The following is a 14,462-nucleotide window of genomic DNA, read 5'->3' as shown; positions in this document are numbered from 1 at the left end:
CGGCGTCGCCGCTACACCGTCGCCCATGCGACGTCGCGCTTCAGGTTCTTCGCGCGCAGCGGCCGCTGGTACAGGTATCCCTGCGCGTACTGGATCCCGATCGCATGCAGCGCGCGATGCTGGGTTTCCGTCTCCACGCCTTCCGCGATGATCTTCATGCCGTAGTGGTGCGCGACGGTCGCGATCCCTTCGATCAGCTTCGCGCTGCCGCTGTCCAGTTGCGAGACGAACTGTCGATCGATCTTCACGTAGTCGAAAGGGAAGCGCGACAGCATGTCGAGATTGCTGTGATGCGTGCCGAAATCGTCGATCGCGAACTTCGCGCCTTTGGATCGCAGCGCCTGGAAGATCTCGGTGGTGCGCGCGTTCTTCTCGAGCAGGATGCGCTCGGTGACTTCGAGCACCAGCGTGAAGCCGGGCGGCAGCGCGCGGATCGTTTCCTCGACGACGGCCACGAACCGCGCGCGCTCGAGATCCCGCGGCGCCACGTTCACGGCGATGCGCAGCGGCGCGGACGGCGTCAGCGCGGTCAGCTCGGACACCGCCGTGCGCAACACGAATTCGGTGACCTTCGGCAGCAGCGTGCTCGATTCCACCTGCGGGATGAACACGGCCGGGCTGATGGCCCCCCACTTCGGATGGTGCCAGCGCAGCAGCGCCTCGACGCCGACCGTCCTGCGCGTCTGCACGTCGACGATCGGCTGGTATACGACATGGAATTCGTTGCGCCTGAGCGCGTGGCGCACGGCCTTCAGCAACAGCCGCCGCGGCGCCATCGCGAGCAGGTAGGCGGCCATCACGAGGCTGTCGGCCAGCAGGACGATCGTCGCGCAAATCAGCCGGTCGTGGCGCCGGACCTGTGACGCGTAGCGCGCCGATGCGACGACCGACACCGTGAACGGCCAGCGCTGCGACGCAATCGTGCTGCCGCCCGTGGGGCCGGCGTCCGTGTCCGGCGCGAACGTCCCGTGCTGATCGAGGCGGCCCGACCCCGCGATCGACAGCGTGGCCGTTTCCGCCCCGTTGGCGGTGCCGAGGGCGAGCGCGTCGGCCACGTAGTCGCCTTCGATCAGGTACAGGACGCCCGCGCCGCGCGCAGTGGCGCGGAATGCGTACAGCACCGGAATGCCGCGCTGGAACGCCGTCTGGCGCAGCAGCGTGACGGTCATCGATCCCGGTTCGGGCTCGCGCGCATACTTGACGAGCGGCACGTCGATCGAGCCGAGCGCCGACGAACATATGACGCGGCCGTCGTTCACCAGCGCGACTGCACGCAGATAGCGCAGGCGAGTGCCCACTTCGGCCAGCGTCCGGAACACCGTCGCGCACGGCTGTCCGACCAGCGCGGTCAGCTCGTCCGCGTGGCGGAGGCGCACGCCGTCCAGGATGCGGTCCACGGAAGCCACGATGTCGTGGGCCACGGCGCGCTCATGCGCGGTGACGGTATCGCGGGCGTAGCGGTCGGCCAGCACGATCGCGAACGCGGGCACGAGCACGCAAATGATCACGGCGGCGAAAAGGACGACGCGCGGCCACGCGCCGCCGCGGTGGAAAAGATGCGTCGAGCCGGGCGGGAGCGCCCGTAATCCCGCGGTTGCCTTTGGTGTTGTACGCATGGCGTGGCAAGTCGAACCGGTCGGTGCGCCGACGGCGCGCAAGCCGCATGCCTGATTCGGACCATGCGGCTTGCGCGCCGGTTTCGGGACGCCGATCGAGTCGGGCGTCGCGACGGCATCCGCTCGGCCAGTCGCGATCAGCCATTCATCTGGCAGCATTCCTTAAGAACATGCGCACATTCGGCATGTATCTCGATGTAACGTACCGAAAAAAGCCCCGGCCGCACGGTGCGTGCAGCCGGGACAAAAGACACCGTCTCTTGGCACGAGGATGGTGCGTGGCAAGTATAAGATGCGGCGCGCCATTACGTAATATCGTTGTCTAAAAATTGATGATGTTTCGGGATTGCGTCTCGAAAAGAAACATTTCAATAGGGCGCCGTGGTCGGCAATTTGCCGCCAGCGCGTCAAACCGGAGCGTTGCGATGAAAGAAAATGCCACACCGACGGTCATCGTGACCGATGGCGCCGCCGCGGCGGACGGCGGTTCGCTGTGGATCCGGATTTCGGTGGACGGGGAGGCCCGCGACTATTCGCTCGATCGCGCGCTCGCGTCGCGCGGTACGCCGCGTTACGACAGCATCCGTGGCGCGCACGGCGTGCTGTCGGAAAGAGAGCGACGGGAATTGCGGGGGCTGCTGGCGCGCATCGCCGACCCCGCGATGTGGGCCGGCATCGTCGGCACGTTCATCCAGGTGCTGACGCGCCCCGACGAGCCATGAACGATGCGGTGCCGGCGGCGCGTCAGAAGTCGTTGCGCATCTTGTGGAGCAGGCCGCTGGGCGACTGGTGCGTGTCCACGGCGGTGAGGACATCGGTCACGAACCACGGCAGGTTCAACTGCGTATCGGAATCGCCGACGCAGACGCGGATCGGCGGCGCGCTGGACGGCGAATGGGCGCCTTGCGCGGCATCCCGCGACGGCACGCAATTTTTCGCGTAGGCCTGAACCGGAACCGGCGCGATGCCGGAGGACGCACCGGCGAAGGCCGGCGCGGACACGCCGATGGTGGCAAACAGGGTCAGGGCAGCGGCAAGGGCGACGCGTTTCATGAGGGTTCTCCGGCGATGCACGTTCGACCATGCGAGCCGCCGTGAGTTCGTGGGCGCAACATGCGAGTCACCTCCCCGAACAGACTGCTGGCCGCGTACAATGCCGGCCGTCCGCGTCTGCCGCTCGCCGCAGGCCGCACCACCGCCGCGGCGACTCGCCGCACGGGTGTCGTTCCACGCATGTATATTGTCGCCGTGCATCGATCGGCCGGCGATATCGCGCCGCTTCGTTTGCACGTCTCTGTGCGCGCACTGCCAACCCGCCCGAGCGCGGTGCTCGCGGCGAAGCGTCCAGAGCAATTACAAGAACCAGAGAGCGTTCCGAGCCCGCCCATGAGCGATACCGAAGTCGTTTTTCAAATAACCGCGGACGATCTCGTCCACGCCTACCGCCTGCATCTTTGGCGCAGGTGCAACTGGAAATACCTGCTCAAGTCATTTGCGATCGGTGCGATCGTGTACATCGTCCTGCTGGTCGGCGGCGTCCGGATAGCAAGCGGACATTTTCCGGAATGGCGCTATGTCTGGATGGCCGCGGGAATCGCGGCTGTCGTCGCGATCGGCGTGCCCATCCTGAATCATCTGATACTGCCGCGCGCAGGTCGCAAGATTTACGACCAGCAAAGGACGCTTCATCAGGTTCACACGGTCATTTTCCAAGGCGACCGGTTCATTGTCGAAACGCCGACTTCGCGCGACGAAATTCACTACGCGGATCTCATTCACTGGAGCGAGGATCGTCAAATGATCCTGCTATATCAGTCATCGGTGATGTTCCGCGTGGTACCGAAGCGCGTGCTGAACGACGGACAAGTGGCATTCCTGTATCGAGTGCTGCTTCAGAACGGCGTGCACAAAGTCTAGCGGGCCGTGGCCGGACGGCCTGCGCCGTCCGGGTTTCAACGCGCGCTTGCGGCCAGGAGGCCCCGCGCATCCCATCACTGATACCCGTAACACCGCTTCAACCCCGCGTAGTCGTAGAAGTGGCTGCCCGGCGCGATCTTCGCGCCGTCGCACGCGGCCTGGAAATCCGTCTCGCGCTCGTTGTACAGCATCTTCACGATGAGGCGCGATCCGTTGCGATAGACATCCCACTGCATGTTCGCGGCCATCGGCGACACCTGGTCGCCGCGCCACGGATTGTTCGCATACGTGTACGTCTGCGCCTGAGGCGTCGGCACGAACACGTTCTTCAGGTTCATGATCGACGCGAACGGAATCACGATCTCCGCATGCGTGAAGCGCAGCTTCGCGGCGTGCGTCAGGTCGCCGCGCGCGATCGCGTCGACTTCGCCGAAGAAATCGTCCTGCAGCACCTTCGCCATCCGGTACGTCACCGGGTTCGCTTCCTGGATGCCGGGCCCCTTCTGATAGTAGTCCTCGGCATCCTGCAGATACGCGAGATACTGCGCCTGCTCCGCGCCGATGTACTTTTCCATCGTGACGCCGCCGGTTTCCGCGGTCATGGCCGGCGCGACCTGCAGCAGGTTGTACAGCACGTTCACCGCATCGACGGCGGTCGCGATCTTCGTCTTGCCGTCGCCCTTCAGCGTGTTGGTGAACTTGCCATCCGTCGACGTGAACGCATAGGTGCCGGTGTTCGCGAATGTGTAGCCGTCAGAGCCGAGCTTCGCGATGAAGGCCGGCGACACGAGCGCGGACAGCACCGTTTGCGCGACGTCGGCGGCCTGCGGCGCGGCCTTGATCGCCTTCAGCTTCGCGGCCACCGTCGCGTCGTTTGCATAGGTCTGGTACGCCTGGCTCGCCTGATAGGTCGCGTAGTATGGATCGCTCGTGTCGGTCACGAGATCGGTGGCCGGCTTCAGCGAATGGAAATATAGCAGGAAGCGGTTGGTGCCGGCCGGCTGCGCGACCGGTGCGCTCGCCGGATAGCCGGCCGGCGCGGCCGGCAGCGTGATGGCCGGCGCCAGCGCCGGCTGTGCGGCAACCAGTGCCGCCGAGAAATACGTCGAACTGTCGACCGCGCGATCCTGGCCCGAGTTGACGACGACCACCTGCCGGTTGCCCGCCGCGAACAGCGCGGGTAGCCGCTGCGCGAGACGCGCGGCAAGTTGCTGATGTTCGCGGATGCCGGTTTGCGTGAGGTTGCCGTACCCGGGTGTCGAGATGCCCTGCACGCCATAGCCGAGCAGCGCATTGGCCTTCATCATCGCGTACGTGTCGGCCTTGAGCTGCACGCCGAGCGGCGTCAGCGCGCCGTCGGCCTCGGCCTTGACCAGCATCGCGTAGATCGCGCCGTCGTATTTGAAGCCCGACAGCCCGCGCGAGCCATGACGGGCGACGAGTTCGGCATAGACGGGCGCGTAGCCGGCCGGCGGCGCTTCGTACGTCGCGGCGTCCTGCTGCGGGCGGTACGGCGTCTTCGTCTGGTAGTAGGTCGCGGGTGCCGGAGTCGGCGTGGGCTGCGGCTGCGGTGCGGGCGTCGTGCCGTTGTTGCCGGCCGACGCAGCGGGCGGTGTCGAATCTTCACCGCCGCAAGCGGCGAGCAACAGGCAGGCAATCGCGAGGGCGGCGGCGGTGCGGGTCGGGCGTGTCATCGTGACGGGCAACGGACGGGACGAAGCGCATGTGCGTCGTCCCGTCTTCTGGGGAAAGTAGTCGAGCCCCGAAGTGTTGCAAGCGACTTTGACAGCAGAATGTCAGGGTGAGGTCGGGCAATCGTCGGATTGCCGCCGAATCGACGATGATGGCCGGCCACGGCCGGCCCGTGTGCGGGCGTTCAGTGCAGCCCGGCCGATGCGATCGAGCGCACTGTATCGGTGATGTTCACGCAGCGCGACAGCCCGAAATGCTCGGCTTCACGGCGTTCCGGTTCGCTGCTCGCGATCCCGACCGCGCGCTCGCGCGGCACGCCGAGCGCTTGCAGCGCGACATCGAACGGATGCTGATTCGATCTGGAGTCCTGTTGATTGGTGTCCGTGACGACGACCGAGAAGCGGTCGAGGTTCGCGCGGCCGAACTGGCCTTCGAACATGTCGTTGAGCCGCGCGGCCGGCAGCGTCGTGACGAGGCCGAGCCGATAGCCTTCTTCCGATGCGCGGTCGAGCCACTGGATGATCGCGTCGCGCTGATGGCGCGATTCGCGCGAATCCGGGGTTGCTTCGATCTGCGCGAATGCTGCGTCGAGACGGGTGACGATGGCTTCGATGACCACGGTGATTCCTTTTCAGAAACGTGATGATCCGTTCGCCGACGGGAATGCCACACACCTTAGCGTCGATCCGGAAAACGCGACCAATTAATATTTTTAGCCGACTTATACGATTCGACTAATGAATGGGGCGGCAAGCCAGAGCGGGCGCGGGCTGCGTGTCGCGCGGCATGCCCCGCATGAATGGAATCGTGTCGACGGCGTTCAACGTGATGCACCAGCGTGGCGCGCATGGTGAATGCATCGAGCATAGGCATATAAAAAAACGACATATCGAGCGATGCCGGCCCGATATGCCGCGTTGCGATGCCGTGCGCGAACAGGTGCGATCAGTGCAGCTTGATCGACGGCTGGTTACGGCTTTGCAGCCAGTGGCTCAGCGACTGGAACAGCGCGCGCTTCGCGCCGACCACGCTGAACAGGTGCTTGCGATACAGGAACTTGTACAGCCCGATCGCCGCGAGCCCGTCGACGATCAGCGAGCGCGAGCGCACGCCGATGTCCGCCTGGTACACGGCGCCCGCCTGCCCGAGCGACACGACGGTGCCCGCGTCGTGGAACGTGAAGCCGGCCACCGGCTTGCCGGCGATGCGGCGCGCGAGCGCGTTGACCAGATACACGGCCTGCTGGTGCGCGACTTGCGCACGCGGCGGCAGGCACCCGCTTGCACCGGTCGACGGGCACGCGGCGCAGTCGCCGAACGCGTACACGTGCGGATCGTCGGGCGTCTGCAGCGTGTCGGTCACGATCACCTGATTCGACCGGTTGAGCGCGATGTCGCCGATGTTTCGCAGCATCGCGGGGCCCGCGACGCCGGCCGCCCAGATCGTGATGTCGCTCGCGAGGCGTTCGCCGGTCGCCGTCGTCACGGCGTCCGCGCCGACTTCCGCCACGCGCGTGTCGGTCAGCACGTCGACGTTCAGCGCGCGCAGTTGCGCGTGCATCTTGCCGGACAGCCGTTCGTCGAGCGCCGGCAGGATGCGCGGGCCGCCTTCGATCAGCCGGATGTGCACGTCGCGCGCGGACACCAGCGCCTTGAAGCGGTACGTCGTCAATTGCTGGATCGCGTGCCGCAGCGCTGCGGCCAGTTCGACGCCCGTCGCGCCCGCGCCGATCACGTTGATGCAGATCGGCGCCGCGCGCCGCGCGGGCTGCTGCTCGGCGACGTGATTCGCCTTCGTGCAGGCGGCAAGGAACTTGCGGCGGAAATCCTCGGCCTGGTCGAGGTTTTCGAGGGGCAGCGCATGGCGCTCGGCGCCCGGCACATTGAAGAAGTTCGTCACGCTGCCGACCGCCAGCACGAGATCGTCATAGTCCAGCGAGCGCTGCGGCAGGATTTCCGTGCCGTCCGCATCGTGCACGGCCGCGATCGTCGCCGTGCGCGCCGCGCGGTCGACCCACTGCAGCGCGCCCTGCACGAAGCGGAAGCCGTGGCGCTTCGCCTGCGCTGCGTATTCGATCGTGTGGGACGCCGGATCGCGATGGCCCGATGCGGCTTCGTGCAGCAGCGGCTTCCAGAAGTGCGTCGGATAGCGGTCGACGAGCACGATCTCGGCCTGCCCGCGGCGTCCGATCGTATCGCCGAGACGCGTCGCGAGCTGCAGGCCGCCGGCGCCGCCGCCGACGATCACGATGTGCGGCAGGCGCGGTGCGCGGTCCATTGCAAGGGTGGGCGTGGTGTTGTCCATGTTGGGCTCCCGCTGAATGACGATTCGGATGACATTGCTCAAGAACCGACGATATAGTTTCGTACCCAGTCGAACAATTTAATGTTTATAAGCGACTCATATGTATTCACTTATAGGAAAGACCGCAACGTTCCGGCAGTTGAAGGCGCTGGACATGATCGCGCGGCTCGGCAGCGTGTCGCGCGCGGCCGAGGAGCTGAACCTGACGCAGCCGGCCGTGTCGCTGCAGGTTCGCCTGCTCGAAGAGGCCGTGGGCGCCGCGTTGTTGCAGCGGGTGGGACGCGGCGTGCAACTGACCGCCGCCGGCGAGATCGTGGCGCGCTACGCGCGCGAGATCCTGCACCTGTGGAGCGAGGCCGGCGACGAAGTGGCCGCGCTGACCGGCGATCTCGGCGGCACGCTGCGGATCGGCGCGATCACGACGGCCGAATACCTGATCCCGCCGCTGCTCGTCAAATTCACCGCGACGCGTCCGCACGTGAAGACGTATTTCAAGGTCGGCAACCGCGACGACATCATCCGTATGCTGGCGACGCATGAAATCGATCTCGCGGTGATGGGCAGCGCGCCGAAGGAGTTGCGCACGCACGCGGTCGAGTTCGCGAAGCACCCGATGGTGTTCGTCGCGGCGCCCGGCCATCCGCTGATGCAGCGCAAGCGCGTCGCGCTGAAGGATCTCGAATCCGCGCACCTGCTCGTGCGCGAACGCGGCGCGGGTACGCGCTCGACCGTCGAGAGCCTGTTCAAGAACGCGGGCTATCGCTTTCATGTCGGATCCGAACTGTCCAGCAACGAGGCAATCAAGCAGATGGCCGAAGCGGGCCTCGGCGTCGCCTTCCTGTCGTTGCACGCGTGTGCGCTCGAACTGCGCACGGGGCTGCTCGGGCAACTGCCGTTTCCCGGCAACCCGATCGAGCGCGAATGGTATGTGGTCACGCTCGCCGACCGGCGGATCTCGCAAGTGACGGGGTTGTTCCGCGACTTCCTGATCAAGCAGGGCGCGCCGGTGATCGACGGCGCGACGGTGGCGTCGCACGAGCGGCGGCGCAAATAAGCGGGTGTCGGGCGGCCGGTCAGACGAGCCCGAAGTCGTCGTTGCTGTCGGGAATCGACGCGAGCAGCCGTTCGAGCCGGTACCAGCCGACGACACGCAGGCACCACGCGGCGACGGCGGTGCGGCGGTTGCGGGAGTCGGGGCCGGATGGAGCGCGAGCGGCGGAAGGCGAGGGCGCGATGAACGTCGCGCGTAGCGGGCAGTAATGGGGCATGACGGGGCTCCGTAGGTGTCGGATGAGGCGATCGTAGGCTTCGCGGCGCCCGCCGGCGCGCACGCAAGGATCGTCCCGAGCAGAAACGGATGATCTTTTTCTGCTCGATTCGGCGGCGGCCGCGCAGGGCCGGCACGCCGGCCCGAAACGCGTCACAATGCGCGTTCGGCACCTGATCTGGTGGAGACCATCAATGAGCGATCCGATTCTTGCCGCGCCGACGGACAACGGCGTCCCCGTCAGCCTGCGCTCCAGCCGCGGGCTCGGCTGGCGCGGCTTCGGCGCGTCGCTGCTGGAAATTCGCGCGGGCACGTACCGGATTCCGGCGGCCGAGCATCACCGGATCGGCGTGCATATCGGCGCGCCGGTGCGCGCGGATTGCGTGTGCGACGGCGAGCGCGTGTCGCGCATCCAGGCGCACGGCGACGTCGACGTGATTCCGGCCGGCCTGCCCGGCCAGTGGACCGACAGCGCCGACTGCCGGATCCTGCACATCGCGCTCAGCGACACCTTCGTGCGGCGCACCGTCGAACAGCTCGAACTGAAGCCGTCGCACGCGCAGATCCGCCGGCGGCTGCAGGTGCGCGACCCGCGGCTGCAGCACATCGCGTGGGCGATGGCCGCGGAACTCGAAGCGGAAGACGCGTCCGATCCGCTCTACGCGGAAAGCCTGTGCACGGCGCTCGTCGCGCGGCTGGTCGACGGCCAGCCGGCGTTTCGCGAACGCCGGCGCACGCTGGCGCCGAAGGCCGCGGCGCGCGTGATCGACTATGTCGAGGCGAATCTCGACCGGCGCATGACGCTGGCCGAACTCGCGGCGCTCGTGTCGATCAGCGTGCCGCATTTCAAGGTGCTGTTCCGCGAAACGCTCGGGATGCCCGTGCACCAGTACGTCGTGCGGCGCCGGGTGGAGCGCGCGAAGGCGCTGCTGCTCGAAGGCCGGCTCAGCATCAGCCAGATCGCGCTGGAAGCCGGGTTTGCGCATCAGAGCCACATGGCGAACTGGATGAACCGCGTGCTCGGCGCAACGCCGACGGAGATCGCGCGGTCGGGTGCGCGGGGCGGGTTGCGGCTTGCCTATGACGGCGAGGATGGCACGAAGCCTCCACGTCGCTAGCGCGCGCGGACGGACGCGCGGGCCGTACCCGCGCTCGCATCCCGTCATCCTTTCCTGCTCGATTCATCCCTCCGTGCGCGCCTTTCCGGTCGCGCCTGCCGACAATCACAGCACTTTCATCCCCCAGGAGCGAATCGTGTTCGTGATCTTCGGAGTATCCGGCAACGTCGGCCTGTCGACCGTGACGACCTTGCGCAACGCAGGCCATTCCGTGCGCGCGGTGCTGCGCGACGCACGCCATAGCGAACGTTTCGTGCAGCTTGGCTGCGAAGTCGCGATCGCGGACCTGACGGACGCGAATGCGATCGCCGCGGCGATCGACGGCGCGCAGGCCGTGCAGATGCTGTGCCCGGTGCCGGCCGCCGATCTCGATCCGGCCGCGACGATGACACGGGCGATCGATGCAGCGACCGCCGCGCTCGCCGCGAACCCGCCGCCGGCGTTGCTCGCATTGTCGGACTACGGCGCGGAGCTTGAAGGCAATACGGGTATCACGCGTCTGTTCCATGACTTCGAGGAGCGGCTGAAGACGATCCCCACCCAACTTACGCTGCTGCGCTCGGCCGAGCATCTGCAGAACTGGGCGCGCGTGCTGCCGGTCGCGCTCGCCACCGGCGTGCTGCCGAGCCTTCACCATCCGGTCGACAAGGTATTTCCGACGGTCTGGGCGCCCGATGTGGGCGTCGTCGCGGCACGGCTGCTGCTCGATGCACCGGAAGGCGGGAGCGCGCCGCGCATCGTCAGCGTCGAAGGGCCGCGTCGCGTGAGCGTGACCGCGATTGCGAATACGTTGGGCGCGGCGGCGGGCCGCGCGATCGTCGCGCGCGAGCTGCCGCGCGACACGTGGAACGCGACACTGCTGCGCGCAGGGCTCAGCGAGCGTCATGCACAGCTGATCGTCGATCTGTACGACGTGCACAACGCCGGGCGGATCGATGTCGAGGCCGACGTGTCGGAGCGGGTGTACGGGACGGCGACGCTGGAGGAAGCGCTTGCGCAACTGGTGCGCAAGCATGCGCGTTGAGTGAAGGGGGCGCGGCGCGCATCACGCGGGCCTGCGCATCTTGTTCAACACCCCATACGCCACCGACCCGATCACGATCCCCCAGAACGCCGACCCGAGCCCGAGCCACGTCATCCCCGACGCGGTCGCGAGGAACGTGATCACCGACGCTTCGCGGTGGTTCTCATCCTCGAAGATCCCATGCACGTTCGCGCCGATCGCACCGATCAGTGCGAGCCCCGCCAGAATCGCGACGAACGCCTTCGGCAGCGCGAAGAACAGCGTGACGATCGTGCCCGCGAAGAGCCCGCCGATCAGGTAGAACGCGCCGTTCGCGAGCCCGGCGACGTACCGCCGCGCGGGATCCTCGTGCGCGTCCTTGCCGGTGCAGAGCGCCGCGGTGATCGCCGCGACGACGATCGTGATTCCGCCGAAGCACGCGACCACCAGCGACATCACGCTGGTCGCCGTGATGATCGGGCGCGCCGGCGTGTGATAGCCGGACACGCGCAAAATCGTCATCCCCGGCAGGAACTGTCCGGTGAGGCTGACGACGACGAGCGGCAGCGCGAGGCTGAGCGTCGTGCCGAGCGTCCATTCGGGCGTGGTGAAGATCGGCCGTGCGAGGCTCGGCGACACGTTGCCGAGATCCGTCATCCCGAGCAGTGTCGCGAGCGCGGCGCCCGTCAGCAGCACGAGCACGATGCTGTAGCGCGGCAGCAGCTGCTTGAAGATCACGTACGCCGCGATCATCCCGAAACCGAGCACCGGCTGCGCGGTCGCGGCGGAGAACGCATGCATGCCGAACGGCAGCAGGATGCCGGCCATCATGCCGCACGCGATGCCGCGCGGGATGTGGCGCACGAGCCGGTCGAAATAACCGGACACGCCGATCGCGAGAATGATCAGCGCGGCCGTGATGTAAGCGCCGACGGCCTGGTTGAGCGTCAGTTGCGGAAGCAGGCCGACGAGCAGCGCAGTGCCCGGCGCCGACCACGCGGTGACGACGGGCACCTTCAGCTTCCAGCTCGCGAACAGACCCGACACGCCGGCGCCGATCGAGATCGCCCAGACCCACGACGACACCATGTCGTTGGACGCATGCGCGGCCTGCGAAGCCTGGAAGAGGATCGCGAGCGGGCCCGCGTACGAAATCAGGACCGCGAGGAAGCCTGCGGTGATCGCGGAAACGGACCAGTCGTTGCCGAGCGCGCGGATCGCGCCGGGTGGGGTGTTGGGTTGCATCGTCGTCGGGGAAGGCGGCGCGCGGCCGTGCGGCGGAGCCGGGACGAATGATGGTCGGAAGCCCCGGATGAGCCGCCATTCTGCGCATTGCCGACGCAATTGGCAATTCGCGGACGACGATCGGCGGTGTCGGCTTTTCGTAAGGATGGGTGCCGAAATGCGGAAACTTCTGACATTACGTACTGATCTGCAACACCCTGTCGACCACCGCCACCTTGATCCCGCTGCCCGTCGACAGCGATGCCGTACCCTCGTCGAACGGATGCACGGGCGGATCGGTCGGCGTCCACGCATGGCGCGCGAGCAGCGCGCGATACCCGCCGCGGATCACGAAGCCGCCGCATTTCCGCGCATACGCGTCGCGTCGCATCCGGTATGCGCGCGGCAGGTCGTACCACGGCAGCTTCGGCAGGTCGTGATGGACGAGGTGATAGTTGTTGTTCAGGTACAGCAGTCGCATCGCGAAGCCGGCTTCGTTGATCGCGATGCGCGCCTTCGGATGCGGCGCGGCGCGATGCTCGTACAGCGAACGGATCATCGCGAGCGACAGCGCGGGCCACGTGACGGCCAGCAGGTAGTACCACCACGGCACGCCGATCGCCCATTGCAGCCACGCGAGCAGCGCGGCCACGCAGGCAACGTGAGTCAACCACATCGGCAGATAACGAAAGTCGCCTCGCCGGAACGCGGCGAACGCATCGCGGAACGTCGCCGCGATGGCGAGCGGCGGCCCGACGACGATGCGTCCGATGAAAGTCTTGCGCGCGACCGTCAGCGCCCGGCGCCAGCGCGGCAGCCGCGCCCAGCGTTCACGTGTCACATAGTTCGTTTCGGGATCGATGCCCGGCACGGTCAGGTCTTCGTCGCGGTGATGCTCGAGGTGCGTGTCGCGATACAGCGTGTACGGATACCAGACCGTCAGCGGCGGATAGCCGAGCAGCTTGTTCACGAAGGCGGAACGCGTCGGATGGCCGTGCAGCAGCTCGTGCTGCAGCGACAGGTGCCACGCGCCGAGCAGGATCAGCGGCGGCGTCGCGGCGGCGAGCGACAGGTGTCCTTCGCGCACGAGCAGCAGCACGGCGAGCCAGCCGCCGTAGATGACCACGACCAGCAGCCAGGTCGGCCACTCGGTGCGGGCGGTGAAGCGGGCGTCGAGCGCGGCGATCGCGCGCGCGTGGTCGACGTCGAAGTATTCGGCCATGGCGTTGAGGCAGGTGGAGCGGGCAGTGCGGGGAACGAGCGATGGAACCGGGGCGCTTGGCCCGGGTGCGCTGGTGTCTCGCGGATCACGGTCGGCCCGCTCGGCATCGCGCACGACGGCGCGCCGGCAGGCATTCGAACGGTACCGAGGCGGCGCGGCTACGCCAACCAATCGATTCGCATTTGCTTATCGCGTTGCGGCCGATAAGCATCCGGGCCGCCGCCGACGCGTAAAATCCCCGCATGAAACCCTGGATCGCAGTCCTGCCGATGTACAACGTGACGCCGCGCCACGCCGTGCTGTGGCGCGCGCTGCTGCGCGATGCGCTCGATGCGTTCGTGAACGCGGGCGGGCCTGCCGACGTCATGCTGCCCGACGCGCCGTTCGACGACCTGCAGGCGCTGTGGCGGCGCGACGATCTGCTGCTGTCGCAGACCTGCGGCTACCCGTACCGGATGTTCGGCTTGCGCGACGTCGTGCGATTGGTTGCAACCCCCGTTTTCGACGCGGAGGGTTGCGATGGTGCGCGCTACAGCAGCGTGCTGGTCGTGTCGGCGCGCGTGCATGCGGGCGGCGCGACGACGCTCGCCGCGTGCCGCGGCTTGCGGGCCGCGTTCAACGGCGAGGATTCGCACAGCGGGATGAACGCCTTCCGGCACGCGGTCGCGCCGCATGCGCACGATGGACGGTTCTTCGGCTCGGTCACGCCGTTCGGGTCGCACCTGAACGTGCTGCGTGCGCTGGCGTCGGGAGAAGCCGATTGCGCGGCGATCGATTGCGTGACGTTCGCGTATGTGCGCGACGCGTTGCCCGATCTGCTGAAGGACATCCGGATCATCGGCGCGACGGCATCCGCGCCGGGCTTGCCGTTCGTCGCATCGCGGGCGTTGACGGACACGCAGGTGGGCGCGTTGCAGGAGGGGCTCGATCGCGCGGTCGCCGCGGATGCGGAGCGGGCGCGCGTGCTGAGGCTGAAGGGGTTCGACCGGCTGGCGCCGGCCGACTACGACACGATTGCGCGGTTCGCGCAGGCAGCCGCCGCACACGGCTATCCCGAACTCAGGTGACGCACGGGGCGGCGCGCGACGGTGCCGCGACC

Annotated in this window: 14 protein-coding genes; 6 read left to right on the top strand and 8 right to left on the bottom strand. The window is 67.2% G+C overall.

Features of this window, described 5'->3' with window-relative positions; translation table 11 throughout:
* Nucleotides 1–11 precede the first annotated feature (11 nt).
* Nucleotides 12–1,616, bottom strand: a complete 1,605-nt coding sequence (locus J8I35_RS14800) for an EAL domain-containing protein (RefSeq protein ID WP_209925900.1) — start codon at nucleotides 1,614–1,616, stop codon at nucleotides 12–14.
* Nucleotides 1,617–2,041: 425 nt separating this feature from the next.
* Here J8I35_RS14800 and J8I35_RS14795 point away from each other — a divergent pair, with 425 nt between their 5' ends.
* On the top strand, nucleotides 2,042–2,338 hold the full coding sequence (locus J8I35_RS14795; RefSeq protein ID WP_050017117.1) for a hypothetical protein: 297 nt from the start codon (nucleotides 2,042–2,044) through the stop codon (nucleotides 2,336–2,338).
* Nucleotides 2,339–2,360: 22 nt separating this feature from the next.
* On the opposite strand, the gene J8I35_RS14790 is transcribed toward J8I35_RS14795, so the two are convergent.
* Nucleotides 2,361–2,669, bottom strand: coding sequence for a hypothetical protein (locus J8I35_RS14790; RefSeq protein WP_050017116.1), 309 nt, complete (start codon nucleotides 2,667–2,669; stop codon nucleotides 2,361–2,363).
* Between the two features lie 60 nt (nucleotides 2,670–2,729).
* Between J8I35_RS14790 and J8I35_RS14785 the strand changes: the two genes are divergently transcribed.
* Nucleotides 2,730–3,533, top strand: a complete 804-nt coding sequence (locus tag J8I35_RS14785) for a YcxB family protein (protein WP_245170263.1) — start codon at nucleotides 2,730–2,732, stop codon at nucleotides 3,531–3,533.
* A 74-nt stretch (nucleotides 3,534–3,607) separates the two neighbouring features.
* Here J8I35_RS14785 and J8I35_RS14780 read toward each other — a convergent pair whose 3' ends face one another.
* The 3 genes from J8I35_RS14780 to J8I35_RS14770 all read right to left on the bottom strand — a co-directional run bounded on the left by J8I35_RS14780 (nucleotide 3,608) and on the right by J8I35_RS14770 (nucleotide 7,529).
* On the bottom strand, nucleotides 3,608–5,227 hold the full coding sequence (locus tag J8I35_RS14780; RefSeq protein ID WP_209925899.1) for a histidine-type phosphatase: 1,620 nt from the start codon (nucleotides 5,225–5,227) through the stop codon (nucleotides 3,608–3,610).
* A 182-nt stretch (nucleotides 5,228–5,409) separates the two neighbouring features.
* Nucleotides 5,410–5,844: a phosphatase gene (locus tag J8I35_RS14775; protein WP_050017113.1), complete on the bottom strand. Its 435-nt coding sequence runs from the start codon at nucleotides 5,842–5,844 to the stop codon at nucleotides 5,410–5,412.
* Nucleotides 5,845–6,170: 326 nt separating this feature from the next.
* A complete protein-coding gene (locus J8I35_RS14770) occupies nucleotides 6,171–7,529 on the bottom strand; it encodes an NAD(P)/FAD-dependent oxidoreductase (RefSeq protein ID WP_124594885.1) in 1,359 nt (452 codons plus the stop codon).
* A 100-nt stretch (nucleotides 7,530–7,629) separates the two neighbouring features.
* Between J8I35_RS14770 and J8I35_RS14765 the strand changes: the two genes are divergently transcribed.
* Nucleotides 7,630–8,583, top strand: a complete 954-nt coding sequence (locus J8I35_RS14765; RefSeq protein ID WP_034203040.1) for a LysR family transcriptional regulator — start codon at nucleotides 7,630–7,632, stop codon at nucleotides 8,581–8,583.
* A 19-nt stretch (nucleotides 8,584–8,602) separates the two neighbouring features.
* Here the strand turns inward: J8I35_RS14765 and J8I35_RS14760 are convergent, their stop codons facing one another.
* Nucleotides 8,603–8,797: a hypothetical protein gene (locus J8I35_RS14760; protein ID WP_209925897.1), complete on the bottom strand. Its 195-nt coding sequence runs from the start codon at nucleotides 8,795–8,797 to the stop codon at nucleotides 8,603–8,605.
* Nucleotides 8,798–8,990: 193 nt separating this feature from the next.
* Between J8I35_RS14760 and J8I35_RS14755 the strand changes: the two genes are divergently transcribed.
* Nucleotides 8,991–9,914, top strand: a complete 924-nt coding sequence (locus J8I35_RS14755) for an AraC family transcriptional regulator (RefSeq protein ID WP_124556790.1) — start codon at nucleotides 8,991–8,993, stop codon at nucleotides 9,912–9,914.
* A gap of 136 nt (nucleotides 9,915–10,050) precedes the next feature.
* Entirely contained in the window at nucleotides 10,051–10,938 is an 888-nt protein-coding gene (locus J8I35_RS14750) for an NAD(P)H-binding protein (RefSeq protein ID WP_209925896.1), read from the top strand.
* A gap of 21 nt (nucleotides 10,939–10,959) precedes the next feature.
* On the opposite strand, the gene J8I35_RS14745 is transcribed toward J8I35_RS14750, so the two are convergent.
* Both J8I35_RS14745 and J8I35_RS14740 read right to left on the bottom strand, forming a co-directional pair.
* Complete coding sequence (locus J8I35_RS14745) at nucleotides 10,960–12,162, bottom strand: benzoate/H(+) symporter BenE family transporter (protein WP_209925894.1); 1,203 nt, start codon at nucleotides 12,160–12,162, stop codon at nucleotides 10,960–10,962.
* Nucleotides 12,163–12,337: 175 nt separating this feature from the next.
* On the bottom strand, nucleotides 12,338–13,363 hold the full coding sequence (locus J8I35_RS14740; RefSeq protein ID WP_124631454.1) for a fatty acid desaturase: 1,026 nt from the start codon (nucleotides 13,361–13,363) through the stop codon (nucleotides 12,338–12,340).
* Nucleotides 13,364–13,605: 242 nt separating this feature from the next.
* On the opposite strand from J8I35_RS14740, the gene J8I35_RS14735 reads away from it, so the two are divergent.
* Nucleotides 13,606–14,430, top strand: coding sequence for a PhnD/SsuA/transferrin family substrate-binding protein (locus J8I35_RS14735; RefSeq protein WP_209925892.1), 825 nt, complete (start codon nucleotides 13,606–13,608; stop codon nucleotides 14,428–14,430).
* The last annotated feature ends 32 nt before the right edge of the window (nucleotides 14,431–14,462 follow it).

The organism is Burkholderia sp. CpTa8-5 (genome assembly GCF_017815045.1).
In the GTDB taxonomy this organism is placed as follows: Bacteria; Pseudomonadota; Gammaproteobacteria; order Burkholderiales; family Burkholderiaceae; genus Burkholderia; species Burkholderia sola.
The sequence above is the reverse complement of the archived record's forward strand: the minus strand, read 5'-3'. Positions and strand labels throughout refer to the sequence as shown.